The sequence below is a fragment of the Nonomuraea sp. NPDC003754 genome, assembly GCF_053605785.1.
On the sequence record NZ_JBSGJX010000017.1, the window covers coordinates 66,641 to 86,472 of the forward strand.

At 71.7% G+C, this 19,832-nt stretch carries 21 protein-coding genes and 1 riboswitch; of the genes, 12 read left to right on the top strand and 9 right to left on the bottom strand.

What is annotated here, in order from left to right:
• The first annotated feature begins 49 nt into the window (after nucleotides 1–49).
• From bldD to ACWEVS_RS22045, 3 genes are all read left to right on the top strand, one after another.
• Nucleotides 50–544: a transcriptional regulator BldD gene (gene bldD / locus ACWEVS_RS22035; RefSeq protein ID WP_026214021.1), complete on the top strand. Its 495-nt coding sequence runs from the start codon at nucleotides 50–52 to the stop codon at nucleotides 542–544.
• A gap of 136 nt (nucleotides 545–680) precedes the next feature.
• A complete protein-coding gene (locus ACWEVS_RS22040; protein ID WP_354910181.1) occupies nucleotides 681–1,154 on the top strand; it encodes a TIGR00725 family protein in 474 nt (157 codons plus the stop codon).
• Nucleotides 1,155–1,288: 134 nt separating this feature from the next.
• Entirely contained in the window at nucleotides 1,289–3,091 is a 1,803-nt protein-coding gene (locus ACWEVS_RS22045) for an ABC transporter ATP-binding protein/permease (protein WP_452553039.1), read from the top strand.
• Between the two features lie 507 nt (nucleotides 3,092–3,598).
• Here the strand turns inward: ACWEVS_RS22045 and ACWEVS_RS22050 are convergent.
• Nucleotides 3,599–4,384 carry an MBL fold metallo-hydrolase gene (locus ACWEVS_RS22050; RefSeq protein ID WP_452553041.1) on the bottom strand — a complete coding sequence of 262 codons (786 nt, stop codon included), beginning with the start codon at nucleotides 4,382–4,384 and terminating at the stop codon, nucleotides 3,599–3,601.
• Between the two features lie 82 nt (nucleotides 4,385–4,466).
• Between ACWEVS_RS22050 and ACWEVS_RS22055 the strand changes: the two genes are divergently transcribed.
• Nucleotides 4,467–4,850 (top strand): MerR family DNA-binding protein, encoded by a 384-nt coding sequence (locus ACWEVS_RS22055; protein WP_452412956.1) that lies wholly within the window; start codon nucleotides 4,467–4,469, stop codon nucleotides 4,848–4,850.
• Between the two features lie 219 nt (nucleotides 4,851–5,069).
• On the opposite strand, the gene ACWEVS_RS22060 is transcribed toward ACWEVS_RS22055, so the two are convergent.
• From ACWEVS_RS22060 to ACWEVS_RS22070, 3 genes are all read right to left on the bottom strand, one after another.
• A complete protein-coding gene (locus ACWEVS_RS22060; protein ID WP_354910171.1) occupies nucleotides 5,070–5,516 on the bottom strand; it encodes an SAV_6107 family HEPN domain-containing protein in 447 nt (148 codons plus the stop codon).
• Between the two features lie 1,030 nt (nucleotides 5,517–6,546).
• Nucleotides 6,547–6,747: a ferredoxin gene (locus tag ACWEVS_RS22065; protein ID WP_449921144.1), complete on the bottom strand. Its 201-nt coding sequence runs from the start codon at nucleotides 6,745–6,747 to the stop codon at nucleotides 6,547–6,549.
• Nucleotides 6,741–7,904 (bottom strand): cytochrome P450, encoded by a 1,164-nt coding sequence (locus tag ACWEVS_RS22070; RefSeq protein WP_452412954.1) that lies wholly within the window; start codon nucleotides 7,902–7,904, stop codon nucleotides 6,741–6,743. The genes ACWEVS_RS22065 and ACWEVS_RS22070 overlap by 7 nt, the downstream gene beginning before the upstream one ends.
• A 100-nt stretch (nucleotides 7,905–8,004) precedes the next feature.
• Here ACWEVS_RS22070 and ACWEVS_RS22075 point away from each other — a divergent pair, with 100 nt between their 5' ends.
• Nucleotides 8,005–8,619: a TetR/AcrR family transcriptional regulator gene (locus ACWEVS_RS22075; protein WP_452412953.1), complete on the top strand. Its 615-nt coding sequence runs from the start codon at nucleotides 8,005–8,007 to the stop codon at nucleotides 8,617–8,619.
• Nucleotides 8,620–9,044: 425 nt separating this feature from the next.
• Here the strand turns inward: ACWEVS_RS22075 and ACWEVS_RS22080 are convergent, their stop codons facing one another.
• Entirely contained in the window at nucleotides 9,045–9,890 is an 846-nt protein-coding gene (locus ACWEVS_RS22080; RefSeq protein WP_452553043.1) for a L,D-transpeptidase family protein, read from the bottom strand.
• A 98-nt stretch (nucleotides 9,891–9,988) separates the two neighbouring features.
• Here ACWEVS_RS22080 and ACWEVS_RS22085 point away from each other — a divergent pair, with 98 nt between their 5' ends.
• Entirely contained in the window at nucleotides 9,989–10,468 is a 480-nt protein-coding gene (locus ACWEVS_RS22085; protein ID WP_354910163.1) for a YbaK/EbsC family protein, read from the top strand.
• Between the two features lie 53 nt (nucleotides 10,469–10,521).
• Nucleotides 10,522–11,016, top strand: a complete 495-nt coding sequence (locus ACWEVS_RS22090; protein WP_449921154.1) for a GNAT family N-acetyltransferase — start codon at nucleotides 10,522–10,524, stop codon at nucleotides 11,014–11,016.
• A gap of 18 nt (nucleotides 11,017–11,034) precedes the next feature.
• On the opposite strand, the gene metF is transcribed toward ACWEVS_RS22090, so the two are convergent.
• Entirely contained in the window at nucleotides 11,035–11,955 is a 921-nt protein-coding gene (metF, locus tag ACWEVS_RS22095) for a methylenetetrahydrofolate reductase [NAD(P)H] (protein WP_452553044.1), read from the bottom strand.
• 98 nt (nucleotides 11,956–12,053) lie between these two features.
• On the opposite strand from metF, the gene ACWEVS_RS22100 reads away from it, so the two are divergent.
• Nucleotides 12,054–13,100: a polyprenyl synthetase family protein gene (locus tag ACWEVS_RS22100; protein ID WP_449921158.1), complete on the top strand. Its 1,047-nt coding sequence runs from the start codon at nucleotides 12,054–12,056 to the stop codon at nucleotides 13,098–13,100.
• Nucleotides 13,101–13,121: 21 nt separating this feature from the next.
• Here ACWEVS_RS22100 and thiE read toward each other — a convergent pair whose 3' ends face one another.
• Genes thiE through ACWEVS_RS22115 form a run of 3 tightly spaced genes read right to left on the bottom strand, consistent with a single transcriptional unit; the run spans nucleotide 13,122 to nucleotide 15,300 of the window.
• Nucleotides 13,122–13,754: a thiamine phosphate synthase gene (gene thiE, locus ACWEVS_RS22105; protein WP_452553046.1), complete on the bottom strand. Its 633-nt coding sequence runs from the start codon at nucleotides 13,752–13,754 to the stop codon at nucleotides 13,122–13,124.
• Nucleotides 13,732–14,106: an Rv2175c family DNA-binding protein gene (locus tag ACWEVS_RS22110; RefSeq protein ID WP_449921162.1), complete on the bottom strand. Its 375-nt coding sequence runs from the start codon at nucleotides 14,104–14,106 to the stop codon at nucleotides 13,732–13,734. Before ACWEVS_RS22110 ends, thiE begins: the two co-directional genes overlap by 23 nt.
• A 30-nt stretch (nucleotides 14,107–14,136) precedes the next feature.
• Nucleotides 14,137–15,300 (bottom strand): NAD(P)/FAD-dependent oxidoreductase, encoded by a 1,164-nt coding sequence (locus ACWEVS_RS22115; protein WP_449921164.1) that lies wholly within the window; start codon nucleotides 15,298–15,300, stop codon nucleotides 14,137–14,139.
• 62 nt (nucleotides 15,301–15,362) lie between these two features.
• Nucleotides 15,363–15,478: riboswitch (TPP riboswitch) on the top strand.
• On the opposite strand from ACWEVS_RS22115, the gene ACWEVS_RS22120 reads away from it, so the two are divergent.
• The 4 genes from ACWEVS_RS22120 (at nucleotide 15,467) to pknB (ending at nucleotide 19,765) form a co-directional block, all read left to right on the top strand.
• Nucleotides 15,467–16,681: an FAD-dependent oxidoreductase gene (locus tag ACWEVS_RS22120; protein WP_449921166.1), complete on the top strand. Its 1,215-nt coding sequence runs from the start codon at nucleotides 15,467–15,469 to the stop codon at nucleotides 16,679–16,681. Its footprint overlaps the riboswitch before it by 12 nt.
• Nucleotides 16,681–16,881, top strand: a complete 201-nt coding sequence (gene thiS, locus ACWEVS_RS22125; RefSeq protein WP_449921167.1) for a sulfur carrier protein ThiS — start codon at nucleotides 16,681–16,683, stop codon at nucleotides 16,879–16,881. The genes ACWEVS_RS22120 and thiS overlap by 1 nt, the downstream gene beginning before the upstream one ends.
• Nucleotides 16,874–17,629 (top strand): thiazole synthase, encoded by a 756-nt coding sequence (locus tag ACWEVS_RS22130; protein WP_354910143.1) that lies wholly within the window; start codon nucleotides 16,874–16,876, stop codon nucleotides 17,627–17,629. Before thiS ends, ACWEVS_RS22130 begins: the two co-directional genes overlap by 8 nt.
• A gap of 186 nt (nucleotides 17,630–17,815) precedes the next feature.
• Nucleotides 17,816–19,765, top strand: a complete 1,950-nt coding sequence (pknB, locus tag ACWEVS_RS22135) for a Stk1 family PASTA domain-containing Ser/Thr kinase (protein ID WP_452553047.1) — start codon at nucleotides 17,816–17,818, stop codon at nucleotides 19,763–19,765.
• Nucleotides 19,766–19,832 lie beyond the last annotated feature (67 nt).

Consider the following 19,832-nt stretch of genomic DNA (forward strand, 5'->3'; position numbering starts at 1 on the left):
GGAGGACAATCAACTGAGAGCAGCACATACAACAGCCGGGGGCCACACAATGCCGTCTGAGTACGCCAAGTCGCTGGGTGCACGACTCCGCGCCATCCGCACCCAGCAGGGTTTGTCCCTGCACGGAGTCGAAGAGAAGTCGCGTGGACGCTGGAAGGCCGTCGTCGTGGGTTCCTACGAGCGTGGCGACCGGGCGGTCACGGTGCAGAAGCTTGCCGAACTTGCCGACTTCTACGGCGTGCCGGTCTCGGAGCTGCTGCCGGGGGGTGCAGCGCCCAGCCCTCTCGGGCCGACGCCGAAGCTTGTGATCGACCTGGAGCGTCTGGCGACGCTGCCCAAGGAGAAGGCCGGCGCGCTGGCCCGCTACGCGGCCACCATCCAGAGCCAGCGCGGCGACTACAACGGCAAGGTCCTCTCCATCCGCCAGGAAGACCTGCGCTCGCTTGCGGTGATCTATGACAAGTCGCCCAGTGAGCTGACGGAGGAGCTCATTAGCTGGGGTGTGCTGGACGCGGAGGCCCGCAGGGCCGTCGAGTCCTTCTGACGCTCCCGTAGGCGCGGGCGGGGCGCTTCCCGGTGATCGGGGGCGCCCCTTTCGTCGGTCTCCGGCGGCGCGCCCCGGCCCCAGACCCCCGCACCAGACTCCCCCACCGCCCGTGGTGCCGGTGAAGGAGGGACACATGGCCGTTCAGGTCGCGGTGTGCGGGCCGCGAGAGTGCTCGGCCGCGGACCGGGACAACGCCCGCGAGCTGGGCCGGCTGCTCGCCGAGCGAGGGGCCGTGGTGGTGTGCGGCGGCTACGCGGGGGTCATGGAGGAGGTCGCCGCCGGAGCGCGGGCCGCCGGCGGAACGGTCGTGGGCATCCTGTCGCGCGCCGACCGGGAGGGCGCCAACCCGCACCTGACGATCGTGGTGCCCACCGGCATGGGCGAGGCGCGCAACGGCGTCATCGTCAACTGCGGGGACGCGGTCATCGTGGTCGGCGGCTCGTGGGGCACGCTGTCGGAGCTCGCCCTGGCGATGCGCAAGGGGCGGGTGCCCGTCGTGCGGCTCGGTGGCTGGCAGGTGCTCGACGAGCAAGGCCATCCTCTCCCCGGCGTCCGGTACGCCACCAGCCCCGAACACGCACTGGAGCTCACCGGCCTGTGGTCGTGAGAGCGATGGTTCGGCGCCTTTCCCGAAACCCGTTCGCCCGCCGACGCGTGGTTACCCGCATGAAAGCGAGCGGCAAGCTGTCCTGCCTATAAATCTGCCAATAGAGGCACATATAGGACTTTTTGGACAGATCCATGGACTGGCAGCACGAATGGCTCACGTCGTTCACATCCACCGCGGTGACCTCCGGCGGCATCGTCCTCGGCGGCGCCCTGGCGGTCCCGCTGCTGACCCGCTACACGCGCTGGGGGCGGCAGTTCCGGCTGCTGGCCTTCCCGTACTTCCGGCCCGGCCGCACGTGGGCCAGCCGGCGGCCGCTCCTGGCCATGCTGCTGGTGCTCTGGCTGACGGTCGTCGGGGTGCGCCTGGAAGTGCTCGCCTCCTACGCGACCAACGGCCTGTTCACGTCGTTGCAGGCGATGGACCCGGACACGTTCTGGCTCCATGTCATCGTGTTCGCGGTCCTGGCGGCGATCTACGTCGTCAGCAGCCAGCTCGCCTACCTCATCACGCAGCGCCTGATCATCCACTGGCGAGACTGGCTCAACGACCGCGCGGTCGCCGACTGGCTGGACGGCCGCGCCTACCATCGGGGCAGGTTCGTCGCGACCCCGGTCGACAACCCCGACCAGCGCATCGAGCAGGACATCACGCAGTTCGTCGAGCAGTCCTACGACCTGTCGCTCGACGCCGTCCGCGCCGCCCTGCGGCTGGTGTCGTTCACCGCCGTCCTCTGGACGCTGTCAGGACCGATGACGATCTTCGGGTACGAGGTGCCCAGGGCGATGGTCCTCCTCGCCTACGCCTACGTGATCGGGGCCTCGTTCATGGCCTTCAAAATCGGCCGCCCGCTGATCCAGCTCACCTTCCTGAAAGAGAAGTTGTCCGCTTCCTATCGATACGCGCTGATGCGCCTGCTGGACAACTCCGAGAACATCGCGTTCTACGGCGGTGAGGAGGTGGAACGGACCACCCTGGCCACCAGGTTCCGCTCGGTCATCGGGAACGCCTGGCAGTGCGCCAAACGGTCGTTGCGGCTCCAGGCGTTCAACGGCGCGGTGTCCCAGGCCTCGATCGTGTTCCCGTTCATCATCCAGGCGCCGCGCTTCTTCCACGGGGCGATCTCGCTCGGCGACGTCACCCAGACGGCCGACGCCTTCAGCCAGGTGCACGAAGCGCTGTCCTTCTTCAGGTACTCCTACGAGAGCTTCGCCGCCTACCGGGCGACACTGGACCGGCTCACGGCGCTGACGGACGCCAACAAGGAGTCGCGCGCCCTGTCCGGACCGGCCTTCACCAACCGGCCCGACGCACTGGAGATCGAGGACCTCCAGGTGTGGCGCCCCAACAGCCAGCCGCTGATCGAGAACCTGACCCTGAGCATGAGCCCGGGGCAGGCCCTCCTGGTCAGAGGACCCTCGGGAAGCGGCAAGACCACGTTGCTGCGCAGCCTGGCCAGCCTGTGGCCGCACGCGCACGGCGTCGTCCGGCGCCCCGCGGGGCCTCACACGCTGTTCCTGTCGCAGCAGCCGTACCTGCCTCTGGGCGACCTACGCACCGCGCTGGCCTACCCCGAGCCCGCGCACCGCATCGGCGAGGAGCAGGCCCGCGAGGCGTTGCGTTCGGTCCACCTCGGCCACCTGGAGGACCGCCTCGACGACGAGGCGCACTGGGCGCGCACGCTCTCACCGGGCGAGCAGCAACGGCTCGGGTTCGCCAGGATCCTGCTGACCCGGCCCAGCCTGGCCTTCCTCGACGAGGCGACGTCCGCTGTCGACGAAGGGCTCGAGCACACGCTGTACCAGCTGATCCGCGAGCGCCTACCGCGGTGCATGTTCGTCAGCGTGGGCCATCGCCGCACGCTGCACCCCTTCCACACCCACCACCTGCAGCTGCTCGGCGCCGGACGCTGGGGAATGGCCGCGGCGGGTGGATAGTCCTTGCCTGCGCCGGTCAGACGCGGCCCCGCCCAACTCCCGGCCCTCCGCCCAGCGCCATCGCGGAGCGAGTCCGTGGCACCGGAGCGCAGGGCCGGCCGTGAGACCGCAGCACGGAGGCCGCGCTGTGGGACCGGCCCGTGAGACCGGAGCGCGGGGCTGAGCTGTGCGTGGGGCCGGGCCCGAGCCGGGCCATGGGGCCAGGACGTCGCAGGCCCGACCGCCGGGTCGGAGCGCGGGACCAGGGCGCGGGACCAGGGCGTCGCGGGCCCGACCGTAGGGCCGGGCGCGGGACCGGGGCGCGGGACCAGAGTGTCGCGGGCCCGACCGTAGGGCCGGGCGCGGGACCGGACCACGAGACCAGACCACGAGACCGGGGCGCGGGACCGGGGCGTGAGGTCGAGGCCGTCGCAGGCCGGGGCGTGAGGTCGAGGCCGTCGCGGGCCGGGGCGTGAGGTTGAGACCGTCGCGGGCCGGGGCGGGGGGCGGGGCGCGAGGCGGGGCGCGTCAGGCGGGTGTCGCGTGCCTGGCGAACTCCCACGGGTCGTGCGCGGAGAACACCCGCACCTCGTCGGCGTGGTCGCGCACGAGCTCGCGCAGCCTGGCCTGGTTGGCCACCCGTAGCTCGCCGTCCACCTGCGAGTCCAACTGCACGATGTCGAACAGCGGGTGCGACTCGGCCCCGGCCGGGTCGATCTCCTTGTGGTAGAAGTACGCGTCGCCGGCGTGCAGCCACCAGCCGTCCCCGTCCCTGACCGCCACCGCCGCGTGCCCCACCGTGTGACCGCCGAGCGGCACCAGCAGGAAGTCCGGTGACAGCCCGCGCAGCGGCTGGGCGCCCGCCAAGCCGTACCACTCCTCGCACGACTCCCCCGTGGCGTACAGCTCCCAGCGGGGGCCGTGCGACCAGTGCGCGGGACGGTAGCGGCGGCTCGGCGCCCCTAACATCGCCGCCGCGTGCTCGGCCGCCATCACGTGGACGGTCGCCTCGGGGAAGTCGGGCAGCCCGCCCGCGTGGTCGACGTCGAGGTGGGTGAGCACGATGTGGCGCACGTCGGCGGGATCGTGGCCGAGGTCGGCGATGCGGCGGAGCGCGGTCTCGCCCCTGTCGAGGCTCGGGGCGACCAGCTCCACCCACTCCGGGTCGAGCACCTCCTCCGGCCGTTCGACCGAGTCGACGCCGAGGCCGGTCTCGACCAGGACGAGACCGTGGGCGTCCGTCTCGACCAGCAGGGCGTGGCTGACGGCGGGGGCTGGGGCGAGCCCGTCGTAGGTGGGGTCGACGGTGCGCATGGAGGCAAGGTTCAGATGGTGAACTTTCATCATGCCCCTAGACTGCGACTTGAATCGCGGTTCAAGTCAAGGGGTACGAAGAATGCTGCTCGACATCGGCGAGGTGGCCCAGCGGTCGGGGCTGGCGGCCTCGGCGCTGCGGTTCTACGAGCGCAAGGGGCTCATCAGGGCGACCGGGCGCAACGGGCTCAGACGCGCGTACGAGCCTGACACGCTCCACCGGCTGGCGTTGATCGCCTGCGCGAGGAGCGCGGGGTTCTCCCTGGGCGAGATCGGCCGCTTGCTGGACGCCAAGCCGTCCGACGAGGCACTGCGCGACCGGATCGCCGAGAAGGCGCGCGAACTGGACGACCGGATCGCGCAGCTCACCCGGATGCGTGACAGCCTGCGCCACGCGGCCTCGTGCACGCACGACCCGCTCGTCGCCTGCCCGGAGTTCAAGCAAACGGTGCGCGGGACCGGATGACGCTCAGCGCCTCATGACACCGGAGACCACTGTGTGCGGGAGGACGAGCGCACAGAGAGCGGTAGCAGGAGCGGGAGCGGGAGCGGGGGTGTGAACGCGTGGGGTGGAAGGGGGAGGTCCGGCTCGCGGAGGGATCGAGCCGGACGGCCGGCTGGGCGTTCATCCTCCCACCGACGAGAATGACGCGACCAGCCGCGACTGAGACCGGGTGTGCGGCCCTCAGCCCGCCAGCGGGACGCTGACGGGAAGGGCGGGCTGCCCGGCGACGCCGAGGATCTCCTCGACCATGGACACGAACGTCTCGGCCTCGGCCAGGAGCTCGTCGGCGTCGGCGAGGGTCACGCCGCGCACCATGCCCGCCTCCGCGGCCGCGCGCTTGGCGGCGCTGACGGAGAAGTAGGCGGCCCACTCGGCGAGCCTGGGCTCGACCTCGGGCAGGAGCTCCCAGGCACTGCGCAGCCGGCGCCTGCGCCCTTCCATCGGACGGGGCCGGGCGGCCAGGATCGCCGCCGCCGCGCGCAGGGCGGCGAGGTGGGCGGCGACGTAGCGGGTGGCGGGGGTACGGGCCGTCACGGCGTCGGCCAAGCAGGTGCGTGACTCGGTGAGGTGCGCCCTGACTGCGGGCGACAGTCGGGGCCCGTGCGTGTCGCTGAGCCTTGTCGTCATGCCAGCCTCCTTTGAGGGGTCGTGGCGGCTCCCGGCGTCTCCGTCGGTGGAGCCAACACTCGCAGACGCCACCGACATTTCCGCCGGGCGACCGGACGAGGAGCTTCCCCTCTCCCCGTCCGGTCAAGGCGCGCCCGCTCGTCTCCGCCGACGACGAGGACGCGCCTTTCGCCCGTGGAACCCGACCGCGGGCCCCGCATGGGGGTGGCGGGAGCCCGCGACCAGGTTCTTCGACGCGAGCCGCGAGTCTCACGTCACTCCGTCGAACATAATTTCGATGACCTTGAATGTCAACCGATTGGCGAACACAGGTTCGATCATGGGGCCTGACCTGCGGGGCGAGCGCGACACGCGGAGCGACCGGGACACCGGGCGATGCCACAGGAGGACCGCCAAGAGGCCCCCGAGGGACCGCGAAGAGATCGCTGGAGGCGCGCCGAGAGGCCGGGAGGGATCGTCGGGAGATCGCTGAAGGTACGCCAAGAGGCCCCGGAGGGGACCGCCAAGAGATCGCTGGAGGCACGCCAAGAGGCCGGGAGGGATCGTTGAGAGATCGCTGAAGGTACGCCAAGAGCCGCTGGAGGGATCGACGCGGGCGATGCCGCCCGAGGACTCCCGCGCCTCGGCACGGCGGCGCCACCACCTGCGGGTCTCTGCGCATCGCCGCAGCGATGGCACCACCTATGGGACTTCCGTACATCGGCGCGGCGTCGACGTCGAAGGACTCCTCGGTCGCCGGGACGATGGCGCCCACGAGGCACTTGCCGATCGGCGCGACGAACTCGCGAAGGGCGCCCACAGATCGGCTCAGTGACATCCGAGGGCGCCCAAAGCAGGCGATGACCGAGGGCGCCCATCGAGTAGGCGATGACGGAGGGCTTCCACGGATCAGCGGGATGACACCCGAGGGTGCCCGAAGCAGGCGATGACCGAGGGCGCCCACAGATCAGCGCGATGACCGAGGGCACCTACAGATCGACGCGATGGCCGGGGGCGCCCTCGGACCGGCGCTATGAGGGCCGAAGGCCGCCTACGGATCGACGCGGGTGATGGCGCCGGAGGGGCACAGGGTGAGCGCACGGCTCACGGCGTCCTCGGCCTCCGGCGGCACCTCTGCCGACGTCAGCACGACCAGGCCCTCCTCCTCGTCCTGGTCGAACACCAGCGGCGCGGTCAGCACGCACATGCCCGCGCCGATGCACACGTCCCTGTCGGCCTTGACCTTCACCACGCCACCTCCAGTGCGTGCACGCCGTAGATGCTCATGTCCGAGCGCATGGGCACCGCGTCCACGGGGACGGCGAGCCGCAGGGCGGGGAAGCGTCCGAGCAGCGCGGGGTAGGCCACCCGCATCTCGATCCTGGCCAACTGCTGCCCGAGGCACTGGTGGATGCCGTGCCCGAAGGACAGGTGCCCGCCCGCGGGCCGCCGCACGTCGAGGACGGCAGGGTCAGCATAGCGGGCGGGGTCGCGGTTGGCGGCCGGGATGGACACCGCGACGCAGTCGCCCGCCTTGATGAGCGTGCCCTCGATCGTGACGTCCTCCACGGCGGCCCGCGTCGCGCCGAAGTGGATGATCGACAGGTAGCGCAGCAGTTCCTCCACCGCGTTGTCGATCACGGACGGGTCGTCGCGGACGAGCGCCAGCTGTTCGGGGTGCTGCAGCAGCGCGAACGTGCCGAGCGCCAGCATGTTGGCGGTCGTCTCGTGACCCGCCACCAGCAGCAGGAAGCCCATGCCGGCGATCTCGTCGTCGCTCAGCTCGCCGCTGTCGACCAGCCCGGTGAGCATGTCGTGGCCCGGCTCGGCCCGCTTGCGCGCGACCAGCGTGTAGACGTACTTGATCAGGTCGCCGACCTTGGCCGTCAGTTGCTCGGGCGAGTTCGCCAGCCGCAGCAGCTCGGTCGTGTCGCGCTGGAACTGCTCCCTGTCGTCGTACGGCACGCCGAGCAGCTCGCAGATCACCAGCGAGGGGATCGGCAGCGCGAAGGTGCGCACCAGGTCGGCGGGCGGGCCCGCGCGCTCCATGTCGTCGAGGCGAGCCGCGGTGATCTCCTCGATGCGCGCCCTGAGCTGGTTCATCCTGCGCACGGTGAACTGCCCGGTGAGCAGGCGCCGGTAGTGCGTGTGCTCGGGCGCGTCCATGCGGAGGAAGAATCCGGGCGGCACCTCCCCCTCGGGTACGCGCCGCGAGGCGAGCAGCGGGTGCAGCCGCCGGGGGACGGTGCTGAACCTCGGGTCGGCCAGGACGGCCCGGCCGGCCGCGTGTCCCGTCACGAGCCAGCCCTGGTGTCCGTCCGCGAAGGTCAGCGGCCGCACCGGCGCCGGGTCGTCGAAGAGCTCGTCGGGCGGGTCGAACCTGCGCTGCCGGGTCATCGGGTAGCTCATGTCGCGCTCCTTCGTGAGATCGACGTGATCGACTACCCTCCAGAAAACCTCATCGCATGCAAAATTTCCATCAGTGCACTACATTGCTTCAATGACGGATATGGCAGGACTTCGGGCGCGCAAGAAGGCAAGGACCAGGCGCGCGCTCGTCGAGGGCGCGATGCGGCTGTTCGCCGAGAAGGGGTTCGAGCAGACGACGCTCGCCGAGATCGCCGCCTCCGCCGAGGTGTCGACGCGCACGTTCTTCAGCTATTTCGCCGGCAAGGAGGACATCGTCTTCTTCGACGCCGGGGAGCGCCTCGACCGGACTCTCACCATGGTGGCCGCGCGGCGGCCGGGAGAGTCGGTGGCGCAGCTGCTGCTGCGGGTGGTCGAGACGGGCGCGACCTGGGAGGACGATCTGGCCAGGAGCCTCGGGGGCGAGCGCTTCCAGCTCGTGATGACGGTCCCCGCGCTCCAGGCGAGGGCGCTCCACCTGCTGTTCGACAGCCAGCGGCGGACGGCCGAGGCGCTGTGCGCGGCCTACCCGGACGAGCTGGACCCGGTGGCGGCTGCTGCCGCGGTGGGGGCGATGGTGGGCGCGACGAAGCTGGCGGCCGTCATGAGCCTGTCGAGGGGCGAGCCGTACGCCGAGGTGTGGGCGGCGGTACGCGCGGCGGCGCGGATCGTCGCCGGCGGTCTCGACTCGCTCGGCACCACGAGACGATCCGCCTGAGACCCGCCTGACGGTCCCGCCTGAGACCCGTCTGACGGTCCCGCCTGACGGTCCCTTCTGAGGCCCGTCTGAGGCCCGTCTGACGGTCCGTCTGAGGGCCCCGCCTGACGGTCCGCCTGAGGAGGCCCGCCTGAGACCCGCCTGGCGATCCCGCCTGAGACCCGCCTGACGGTCCGTGGTCCGTCTGAGGAGGCCCGCCTGACGACAGCCTGCGCCCGCCAGGGCTCACCTGAGGTCCTGAACCACTGACCCACGGCGGCGCGCCCAGCGGCCGGCGGAGCGCGGCGGGTTGGCGGTCGCCCACGTCCTGCCCGGGATGGCATCCCCGCGTGACCGCCGTGAGCCGGCACGGCCGCGCCACCGGCCGGCCCGACACCCGGTCGCTGATCGGCTACGACCACCGACCGGGGTCAGGACCTCCTCGGCTAGCGCCTGAAACGGCCCCGGACGTGCACGGGCACGCCCTTGCCGAGCATTCCGGGCAGCACCTCGGCCACGTTCATCGGCAGCCGCACGCAGCCGTGGGAGGCCGGGTACAGCGGCACCGACAGCGCGCCGTGGAAGGCGATGCCGCCGTTGAAGAAGATCGGGTTGTAGAGCTGGCCCAGGTACGACTTGTGCCAGCCCTTCGCCCGCCACGTCGTCCGGTAGTCGCCCGTCGGCGTGGTCGCCGACCCGCAGAACCGCTGCGACTTGCCCTGCCAGACCGCCGTCTCGCAGTACGGCACGCCGCTGCCCGACGAGGTGTGGGAGATCAGCTTCACCTGGTCGTCGACGTAGTAGACCAGGATCTGCTTGGTCAGGTTGACCTCGACCCTGGTCGGCTTGCCGTTCTTGACCAGGACCTGCGGCTGCTTGGGGTTCTCCAGCGCGTCCCAGGTGCGCCTGCCGACCGTACTGGTCGGCCTGATCCCGTTGACCTTCTGGAACGCCCACACGGCGGCCAGCGTGCTGCCGCCGTACCTGCCGTCGGCCTTGCCCGGCAGGTAGGAGAGCTCCCGGAGCCGCTTCTGCAGCCACACGACCGCCGAGCCCTTCGAGCCGAGCTTCAGCGTCTTGTCCGGCGCGGTGACGGTCCGCTCCACCCGCGCCATCGCGCCGGCCGCCGTGGCGGGCGACGTGACGGGCGCCGCGGCGGGCGACGTGACGGGCGCGGGGGCGCGCATGACCGCGGCCGCGGGCTGCGGCGTGGCGGCCGTGCCGCACGCTGAGAGAACGACGGTGCCCACCGTCAAGAGAGCAGCCAGGCCGAGCTGGCGCCGAGCTCCCATGCCATCCATCCCCTCAAATAATTAACAATCGAATCAAAGGACCCTAGCGCACCACCATGGACCGGCAATTCCTGGGTCAATCTGTTTAGAGTGGGCGCATGCCGGAAAAGTTCTTGCACCCCAACGCTGTTCGTGTCGCATCGGCGCTGCGTGAGCTGGGCGCGACGGGTGAGATCGTGGTGCTGCCCGAGTCGGCGCCGACGGCCACCGCGGCGGCCGCGCAGCTGGGGTGCGAGGTCGGCGCCATCGCCAACAGCCTGATCTTCGCCGCTGACGGCGCTCCGCTGCTGGTCCTGACCAGCGGCGCCCACCGCGTGGACGTCGAGCTGGTCGCCCGCACGGCGGGGGTCGAGCGGGTGCGCAGGGCCACCCCTGAGTTCGTCCGCGAGGCGACGGGCCAGCCGATCGGCGGGGTCGCCCCGGTCGGGCATCCGGCGCCCATCCGCACCTTCGTCGACACGTGGCTGGACAAGCACGACCAGGTCTGGGCCGCCGGCGGGCACCCGCACACGGTCTTCCCGACCACCTTCGACGAGCTGTTGCGCATCACCGGCGGCACGGCGGTCGAAGTCGAGTGATAGCCATCCGCGGCACCGGATCTGCGGAGTTCACCGACCGTCTCGAGTCGGTGATGGGCATCTACACGGCCGCCATGAAGCCGCCGGCCGACCAGCTCGCCGGACGGCAGGCGATCATGCGCGGCCACGGCGCCAACCCGGCCTTCCGCTGCCTGTTCGCCGAACTGCCCGACGGCCGGGCCGCGGGTTTCGCCTACGGGTTCCACGGCCAGGCCGGACAGTGGTGGCACGACGTGGTCTACCGCGCGCTCGCCGAGAAGTCGGGCCTCCAGGTGGCCGACGCCTGGCTGGGCGACTCGCTGGAAGTGGCCGAGATCCACGTCCACCCCGACTACCAGGGCAAGGGCATCGGCAGGGCGCTGATCCACGCCCTGTGCGAGGGCCGTCCCGAGCGGTCGGCGGTGCTGTCGACGCACGACCAGCCGACGGCCGCCCGGCACCTCTACCGGGCGGTGGGCTTCACCGACCTGCTCACCCAGTTCGTCTTCCCCGGCGGGTACGAGCACTACGCGATCGCGGGCACGCCCCTGCCCCTGCCCCCGCGCTGAGCGGGCGCGGCGGCGGGATCAGGCCGACAGGGCGGCCGGCTGGATCTGCTGGAACACCTCGCGCGTCGCGCTCGACCGGTTGAAGGTGATGAAGTGGATGCCGGGGGCGCCCTCGTCGAGCAACCGCTGGCACAGCTCGGCCCCGTGGTCGATGCCCAGCCGCCGGACCGCGGCCGGATCGTCGGCGACGGCCTCGAAGCGGGCGGCGACGTCGGGCGGGAACGGCGCGCCCGACAGCTGCTCGGACCTGGCGATCGTGCTCATCTTCGTGACGGGCATGATGCACGGGATGATCGGCGTCTCGCAGCCGCGCGCCGCCACCCGGTCCCTGAGCCTGAAGTAGTCGTCGGCCCGGAAGAACATCTGGGTGATGGCGTAGTCGGCCCCGGCCGAGCATTTCCTGACGAAGTACTCGGTGTCGCTCTCGATGTCGGGCGAGCGCGGGTGCTTGTAGGGGAAGGCGGCCACGCCGACGCAGAAGTCTCCGGCCTGGCGGATCAGCTTGACCAGTTCCTCGGCGTAGAGCACGCCTTCGGGATGGCGGATCCAGTCGCCGTTGGGGTCGCCCGGCGGGTCGCCGCGCACGGCCAGGATGTTGCGCACACCGGCGTCGGCGAAGCGCCCCACGAGGTGGCGCAGCTCGCGGACCGAGTGGTTGACCGCGGTGAAATGCGCCACAGGGGTGAGCGTGGTCTCGTGGGCCAGCCGCTCGACGATGTCGACGGTGCGGTCCCTGGTGGAGCCGCCCGCGCCGTAGGTGACGGACACGAAGGTCGGCCGCAGTGCCTCGAGTTCCCTGATCGACCGCCAGAGCTGGCGCTCGCCCTCCTCGTTCTTCGGGGGGAAGAACTCGAAGGAGAAGGAGCGGCCGCCAGAGGCGAGGAGATCGCGAACGGTGGGGACGCGATCGGGAAGGACGGAGGGTCGACCCAGAGCCATAATCCAAGGCTACCGGTACGGACGCGGGCGACGTGGCCACGTCCATATGACGGGAGCGGGAGATCGAAACGCCGGCTACAGCCCGTTACTCTCATGGCATGAGCCTGGACACCCTCCGTACCGAGGTGGATCGCTCCCTCGGGGAGTTCCTCGACCGGCAACGTGCCGTGGTCAGCGGCCCCGACCTCGCCCCCCTGCTCAACGCGGCCAGAGAGCTGCTGGCGGGCGGCAAGCGGCTGCGTCCCGCCTTCTGTTACTGGGGGTGGCGCGCGGCGGGCGGTTCCGACGAGCCCGGCGTCTTCGTCGCGGCGGCCTCCCTGGAGCTGCTGCAGGCCAGCGCGCTGGTGCACGACGACGTCATGGACAAGAGCGACCTGCGCAGGGGCATGCCCTCGGCGCACCGCCGCTTCCAGCACCTGCACGAGAAGAGCGACTGGTACGGCTCGGCCGAGCAGTTCGGCGAGGGCGCGGCGGTCCTGCTGGGCAACCTGCTGCTGATCTGGTCGGGCGAGATGTGGCGCTCGTGCGACCTGCCCCACCTGGCCGTCGCCCAGCCCTTCCACGACCACATGCGCACCGAGCTGATGTGCGGCCAGTACCTCGACCTGCTGGAGCAGGCCCACGGCGAGAACACCTTCGAGTCGGCCCTGCGGGTGGCGCTCTACAAGAGCGGCAAGTACTCGGTGGAGCAGCCGCTCAGGCTCGGCCTGATGCTGGCCGCGGGCGCCGGCGCGCCGTGGATCGACGAGTTGTGCGTCGAGTACGGCAACCGCGTCGGCATCGCCTTCCAACTGCGCGACGACATCCTCGGCGTGTTCGGCGACCCGCTGGAGACCGGCAAGCCCGCCGGCGACGACCTGCGCGAGGGCAAGCGCACCATGCTCATCGCCCGCACGCTGGCCGCGGCCACGCCCGAGGACGCCGCGACGGTGCGCAGGCTGCTCGGCGACCCCGGCCTCGACGCCGAGGGCGTCGCCAAGCTGCGCGGCGTCATCGAGGCCAGCGGTGCGCTCGAGGCGTGCGAGAAGATGATCGGCACGTACCTGGAGGAGGCTCTCGCCTCGCTCGACGACGCGCCGATCACCGCCGAGGCCCGTGCCGCCCTGGCCGAACTGGCGGTGGCCGCCACCTCGCGCAAGACCTGACGGGCCGCTGCGGTCGCGGACCTACCGGCCCAGCCGCTTGGCGAACTCGGCCGCCGCCGCTCCGGGGTCGTCCGCCTCGGTGATCGCCCTGACGACCACGACGCGGCTGACGCCGTACGACCTGACCTCGTCGAGGTTGCCGAGGTCGATGCCGCCGATGCCGAACCACGGACGGTCGCCGAGCCCCGCCGCGTGCCTGAGCAGGGCGGGTCCAGGCGCCGGCCGGCCTGGCTTGGTCGGGGTGGGCCAGATCGGCCCGCAGCAGTAGTAGTCGACGCCCTCCTCGACGGCGGCGGCCGAGGCCTCCGCCGTCGAATGGGTGGACCTGCCGATGAGGATGTCGTCGCCGAGTATCTCTCGCGCGACGCTCACGGGCAGGTCGTCCTGGCCCAGGTGAAGGATGTCGGGGCGGGCGGCGAAGGCGATGTCGGCCCGGTCGTTGACCGCCAGGAGCGCGCCGTGACGGTCGCACGCCTCGCGGAAGACCTCCAGCAGCGCGAGCTCCTCGCGCGCCTCCAGGCCCTTCTCCCTGAGCTGGACGATGTCGACGCCGTTGGACAGCACCGCGTCGAGGAAGTCGGCCAGGTCGCCGCGCTTCTTCCGGCCGTCGGTGCAGAGGTAGAGACGGGCTTCAGAAACCGAGCGCTTGGGCACGCCGCTTGACCTCGGTATGGCGACCCGCCTTGATCGCGTCGATGGGCGAGCCGGGCAGCGACTCGTCCGGGGTGAACAGCCAGCGCAACGCCTCGGCGTCGTCGTAGCCGGCGTCGAGCAGGAGCGTGAGCGTGCCCGGCAGGCCCTTCACGACGTCCCTGCCCTCGAGGAACACCGCGGGGACCTGGGGGCCGCCCGCGCCCCGCCGTACGCCGAGGAGCTTGTGGTCCTTCAGGAGCTGCTTGGCCCGCCCGATCGAGAGGGCGAGGCGGTCGGCCACTTCGGGAAGCGTCAGCCACTCGCCGACGAGCTGGTCGGTTTCCCGGTCTATCTGCGCAACAGAAAGCGTCACGAATCCACCACTACCACATCGCATCCGGCTTCAAACTACACAGTCACGTATCCCGACCTCGGGATCTTCCAGGCGTAGGGGGTCGAGTCGCTGTCCTGACTCGATGATCCTACGGCCCTGGACGAGGTCGCGTGGCCTGTTGACGGTCAGCACCCCGGCCAGCCTGTCGGTGTCTGTCAACCAGCAGACCGACCACTTGGCCGCCGAGGGATCGCCGCGGCGCAACAGGCGCGCGCCGGCATGGTGGCCGGCGTACTGCACCATGTGGCCGAACTGCTCCGACCAGAAGTACGGCACAGGATCATAGACCGCCTCGTCGCCCAGCAGCGTGGCCACGGCGACCTCGGGGGCGTTGAGCGCGGTGTCCCAGTGCTCCACGCGCAGCCTGGTGTGGAAGCGGCGCGACCACCAGGCCGCGCAGTCGCCGACGGCCACGACGTTCGGCAGGGAGGTGCGCAGGTGCTCGTCGGTGACGACGCCGTTGTGCAGGTCGATGTCGGAGCCTGCCAGCCACTCGACGGCCGGGCGGACGCCGATGCCCGACACCACCACGTCGGCCTCGACGAAGTCGCCGTCGACCAGGCGCACCCCGCCCTCCTCCACGGCGGCGACCATGGTGTCCAGCCGCAGGTCCATGCCCTCGTACCAGGGGACGGTGTCGCCGCCCACCTCGGGCCCGAGCACGTGCGCGAGCGGGGCGGGGCCCGCCTCCACGACGGTGACCCGGCAGCCGGCCGTACGGGCGGCCGTGGCCACCTCCGCGCCGATCCAGCCCGCGCCGATGACCGTGACCCTGGCGTCCGCCACCAGGCGGGCCCGCAGCTCCAGGGAGTCGTCGAGCGTGCGCAACACGTGCTGGCGGCCCTCGCCGGGCAGCCTGATCGGCTCCGCCCCGGTGGCGATGACCAGGCCGTCGTAGCCGATCTCGCCCTCGGTCGTCTCCAGGACCCCCGCGCGCAGCCCCTTGGCCGACACCCCCGGCCGGTGCTCCACCCGCATGGCCTCGAGGTCGGAGTCGACGAAGCTGGAGTCGGCCGTGCCGAGCAGCACCGCCTTGGACAGGGGCGGACGATCGTAGGGCCGGTGCCGCTCCTCGCCGACCAGCGTGATCCTGCCGCTGAATCCACGAGATCTCAGCGCCTCGACGCTGCGTATGCCTGCCAGTCCGGCGCCCACCACCACGACATGATTCACGCTCAGACCATAACCAATCCGGCGCCGGTCACCAGGGTCCGGGCCTTGAGTAGGCTTGTTCGCGGAAGACGCGCGGGAGTCCGGCCGTACCGGGCTGAGAGGAAGGCTGTGACGGGCCTTCGACCGCAAGACACCTGATCCGGGTCATGCCGGCGAAGGGAGCGAGATGCATCTGATCGTGGGCGGCGGCGTGGTTGGCCTGTCCGTCGCCTGGCGTCTGGCGCGCGCGGGCACGCGTGTCACGGTGATCGACCCGGCCCCGGCGCGTGGCGCCTCCCACGCGGCCGCGGGCATGCTGGCCCCGGTCAGCGAGGTCTCCTACACCGAGGAGTCGCTGCTCAGGCTGGGGCTGGCGGCGCTGGAGCGCTGGCCCGCCTTCGCCGCGGAGCTGGAGGCCGACAGCGGGCTGCGGCTCGACTACCGCGCCCAGGGCACGCTGGACGTCGCCTTCGACACCGACGACCTGGCGGCGCTGGACGAGCTCGCCGTGTTCATGGACAAGCTCGGGCTGCCGGTGCGGCGGCTGACGGGGCGCGAGTGCCGCCGCAGGGAGCCGATGCTGGCGCCGTCGGTCAGGGGCGGCGTGCTGGCCGAGGGTGACGCGTGGGTCGACCCCAGACGCGTCACCGCGGCCCTGCTGGCCGCGCTGGAGAAGGCGGGGGTGGCGCTGGTGCGGCGGCGCGTGGCCGCGCTGGTCCGCGACGGCTCGGCCGTGGTGGGCGTACGGCTGGAGCCACCCTCGGCCGCCACCGGGAACGTTCCGGCGGACGCCACGGACGGCGGGCCGGCCGACTCCCCGAACGGCAGGCCGATCGACGCCTCGGACGACGGGCGCGCGGACGCCTCGGACGCCTCGGGTGATGTGCTGACGGGCGAGCGGGTGGTGCTGGCGGCCGGCGCGTGGAGCGGCGGGCTGACCGACCTGCCGGTGCGCCCGGTCAAGGGCCAGATCATGCGGCTGCGCTCGCCGTCCCCCCTGCTCGGCACCTGCGTGCGCGGCGTGGTCCACGGCTCGCCCGTGTACCTGGTGCCGCGCGGCGACGGCGAGCTCGTCGTCGGCGCCACCCAGGAGGAGCTGGGCTTCGACACCACGGTGACCGCGGGCGGCCTGTACGAGCTGCTGCGCGACGCCAGGGAGCTGGTCCCCGGCATCACCGAGCTGCAGGTGGCCGACGTCGTGGCGGGACTGCGGCCGGGCACCCCCGACAACCTGCCGCTGATCGGCCCGTACGGCCCCGGCCTCACCGTCGCCACCGGACACCACAGGGGCGGCGTGCTGCTGGCCCCGCTCACCACCGCGATCCTCCACGGCGAGGAGGGCGAGCTGGCCGCCCTGTGCGCGCCGCAGCGGTTCCAGACAGCCGGACAAGGAAGTGACTGATGCACGTGACGATCAACGGGGCCGCGCACGAGGTGCCCGACGGCACCACGGTGGCCCAGGCCGTCCAGCGGCTGACGGCGCAGACGACGGGTGTCGCCGTGGCGGTCAACGACGAGGTGGTCACCAGGGGCACGTGGGAGAGCACCTCGCTGGCCGACCGCGACAGGGTCGAGATCCTCACGGCGGTGCAGGGTGGATGAGCTGATCATCGCCGGGGAGAAGTTCGGCTCCCGGCTCATCATGGGCACCGGCGGGGCCCCCTCCCTCGAGGTGCTCGACCAGGCGCTGGCCGCCTCCGGCACCGAGCTGACCACGGTCGCCATGCGCCGCCTCGACCCCGGGGCCAAGGGGTCGGTGCTCGACGTGCTGCGCGCCCGCGGGATCAAGGTCCTGCCAAACACGGCGGGCTGCTTCACGGCGGGCGAGGCGGTGCTGACGGCGCGGCTGGCGCGCGAGGCGCTCGGCACGAACTGGGTGAAGCTCGAGGTCATCAGCGACGAGCGGACGCTGCTGCCCGACCCGATCGAGACCTTCGACGCGGCCGAGCGGCTGGTGGCCGACGGGTTCGTGGTCCTGCCGTACATCGGGGACGACCCGGCGCTGGCGCGGCGGCTGGAGCAGGCGGGGTGCGCGGCGGTGATGCCGTTGGGCGCGCCGATCGGCTCGGGGCTCGGCATCCGCAACCCGCACAACATCGAGCTGATCGTGGAAGCGGCGTCGGTTCCGGTGATCCTGGACGCGGGCATCGGCACGGCGAGCGACGCCGCCCAGGCGATGGAGCTGGGGTGCGACGCGGTGCTGCTGGCGACGGCGGTCACCAGGGCGCGGCGGCCCGACCTCATGGCGGCGGCGATGCGGTCCGCCGTGGAGGCCGGGCGGCTGGCGCGCCAGGCCGGACGGATCCCGCGCCGCCGCTACGCCGAGGCGTCCTCCCCGATGACTCCCTGATCCGCGCGGGGGTCCGCCACGGCCCCCGCGCCACCGGGGGCCGTGGGGCCGCGGTGGGCGCAGAGCACCGGTGGGACGTGACCTCCGGGCAGGCTTCGCGCCGCCTTCCCAGATCAGGAATCAAACGGGCATCGGTTTGGGACTGTCGGGCCATGCGGGGGGCGAATCGCCCGTAAACTCGGCCAGGTGGACACGACGATCGCGGACCCCCTCGTAGGGCGACTGCTCGACGGGCGCTATCGCATCGAGTCCCGGATCGCCCGGGGCGGGATGGCGACGGTCTACCTGGCGCTCGACATCCGGCTCGACCGCACGGTCGCGCTGAAGGTCATGCACCGCACGCTGGCCGAGGACCCCGCTTTCGTGCGCAGGTTCATCGGCGAGGCCAAGTCGGTGGCCAGCCTGTCCCACCCCAACGTGGTGCACGTGTTCGACCAGGGCACCGACGGCGACGTGGTGTACCTGTCGATGGAGTACGTGCCCGGCAAGACGCTGCGCGACGTGCTGCGCTCGCGGGGCAGGCTGCCCGCCCGCGAGGCGCTGGAGATCATGATCCCGGTGCTGGCCGCGCTCGGCGCCGCCCACCAGCAGGGCATGGTCCACCGCGACATGAAGCCGGAGAACGTCCTGCTGACCGACGACGGCCGGGTCAAGGTCGTCGACTTCGGCCTGGCCAGGGCGATCGAGGCGACGAACCAGACACGCACCGGTGTGATGATCGGCACGATCGGCTACATGTCGCCCGAGCAGGTCACCACCGGAGGGGCGGACGTCCGCAGCGACGTCTACGCCGCGGGCATCATGCTGTTCGAGCTGGTGACGGGCCGCCAGCCGTACGACGGCGAGACGCCGATGTCGATCGCCTACCGGCACGTCCACGACACCGTCCCGCCGCCCTCGTCGGTGGTGCCCGACGTGCCGCCGCTGATCGACACGCTGGTGGCGCAGGCGACCGCGCGCGATCCCGAGAACCGCCCCGCCGACGCCTCGGCGATGCTGGTGGCGGCCGTCGACACGCACCGGATGCTGCCGCGGGAGTCCATCCCGCCCTACTCCACGGGGCAGCACGCCGTGCCCAACGCCACGCAGCCGCAGCCGTCGCAGCCGCAGCCGCAGCCGAGGGCGGCGGCCGCGCCGAACCCGACGCTGGTGGTCTCCCGCACCGAGGTGCTGACCGCGCCCGCCGGACAGGCCGGCCAGCCCCCCGCGCGCCGGCGGGGCTTCCGGCCGAACTGGTTCCTGGTGACGCTGGCCGGGCTGATGGTGGTCGCGGTCGGCCTGACCGGATGGTACTTCGCGCAGAGCAAGTACGCGCTCGTGCCCAACCTCGTCGGCATCAGCGTCTCGGCCGCCAAGAGCGAGGCCGCCAAGAACGGCTTCCTGGTGAAGGAGGCGCCGGGGCAGTACGACGAGAAGGTGGCGGAGGGCAAGGTGATCAGCACCGACCCCGTCGCCCAGACCGAGGCGGAGATCGGCCAGACGATCACGCTCGTGCCCTCGCTCGGCGCCAAGCGGGTGACCGTGCCCAACGTGGAGGGCCTGGGCCAGAACGACGCGGCGGTCAAGCTCGCCGAGCAGGGCCTCAAGGTGGGCAAGGTCACCAAGATCGCCAACCCGAAGGTGCAGCGCGGTCTGGTGACGCAGACCAGGCCGAGCATCGGCGACCGGGTCAAGGAGGGCACCCGCATCAACCTGGTGCTCAGCGCCGGGCTGGTGATGCCCGACGTCGGCGACATGTCCAAGGACGAGGCCGCCGCGTTCCTGACCCAGCAGGGCTTCCAGGTGCAGGTCAACGAGGTCGACGACGACGCCGAGCCGTGCCAGGTCATCTCGCAGAACCCCCGGCCGAAGGCCGAGGTCGACCCCGGCACGATGACCAGCATCACGGTCTCGCGATGCGGCGGCCTCTGGCTCGACTGGTTCGGCAAGCGCAACGGCCAGGCCGACGACCACGCCGAGTTCAGGATCGTCCCCAACGTGGTGTTCAAGAGCGTCCGTGACGCCACGACCGAGCTGCAGCAGCAGGGCTACCGGGTGCGGGTGCGCAACCTCACCAACGGCGAGCAGGTTCGCTTCCAGCGCCCGATGCCCGGGGAGGAACGGCCCTCCGGCACCACGGTGACGATCTGGCGCTGAGCGGCCGGAACCCGTGGCGGCCCGGCGCGGTAGAAGGAGCGTGAGACAGACCTCCTTGCCGGCCGCT

Bases quoted from the DNA above. Each gene is read 5' to 3' on its own strand.
- ACWEVS_RS22120 (WP_449921166.1), top strand. From the start codon at position 15,467: ATGCATCTGATCGTGGGCGGCGGCGTGGTTGGCCTGTCCGTCGCCTGG.
- ACWEVS_RS22040 (WP_354910181.1), top strand. From the start codon at position 681: ATGGCCGTTCAGGTCGCGGTGTGCGGGCCGCGAGAGTGCTCGGCCGCG.
- bldD (WP_026214021.1), top strand. From the start codon at position 50: ATGCCGTCTGAGTACGCCAAGTCGCTGGGTGCACGACTCCGCGCCATC.
- ACWEVS_RS22055 (WP_452412956.1), top strand. From the start codon at position 4,467: ATGCTGCTCGACATCGGCGAGGTGGCCCAGCGGTCGGGGCTGGCGGCC.
- ACWEVS_RS22085 (WP_354910163.1), top strand. From the start codon at position 9,989: ATGCCGGAAAAGTTCTTGCACCCCAACGCTGTTCGTGTCGCATCGGCG.
- ACWEVS_RS22090 (WP_449921154.1), top strand. From the start codon at position 10,522: ATGGGCATCTACACGGCCGCCATGAAGCCGCCGGCCGACCAGCTCGCC.
- ACWEVS_RS22045 (WP_452553039.1), top strand. From the start codon at position 1,289: ATGGACTGGCAGCACGAATGGCTCACGTCGTTCACATCCACCGCGGTG.
- ACWEVS_RS22080 (WP_452553043.1), bottom strand. From the start codon at position 9,890: ATGGGAGCTCGGCGCCAGCTCGGCCTGGCTGCTCTCTTGACGGTGGGC.
- ACWEVS_RS22075 (WP_452412953.1), top strand. From the start codon at position 8,005: ATGGCAGGACTTCGGGCGCGCAAGAAGGCAAGGACCAGGCGCGCGCTC.
- metF (WP_452553044.1), bottom strand. From the start codon at position 11,955: ATGGCTCTGGGTCGACCCTCCGTCCTTCCCGATCGCGTCCCCACCGTT.
- thiS (WP_449921167.1), top strand. From the start codon at position 16,681: ATGCACGTGACGATCAACGGGGCCGCGCACGAGGTGCCCGACGGCACC.
- ACWEVS_RS22050 (WP_452553041.1), bottom strand. From the start codon at position 4,384: ATGCGCACCGTCGACCCCACCTACGACGGGCTCGCCCCAGCCCCCGCC.
- ACWEVS_RS22060 (WP_354910171.1), bottom strand. From the start codon at position 5,516: ATGACGACAAGGCTCAGCGACACGCACGGGCCCCGACTGTCGCCCGCA.
- ACWEVS_RS22100 (WP_449921158.1), top strand. From the start codon at position 12,054: ATGAGCCTGGACACCCTCCGTACCGAGGTGGATCGCTCCCTCGGGGAG.
- ACWEVS_RS22070 (WP_452412954.1), bottom strand. From the start codon at position 7,904: ATGAGCTACCCGATGACCCGGCAGCGCAGGTTCGACCCGCCCGACGAG.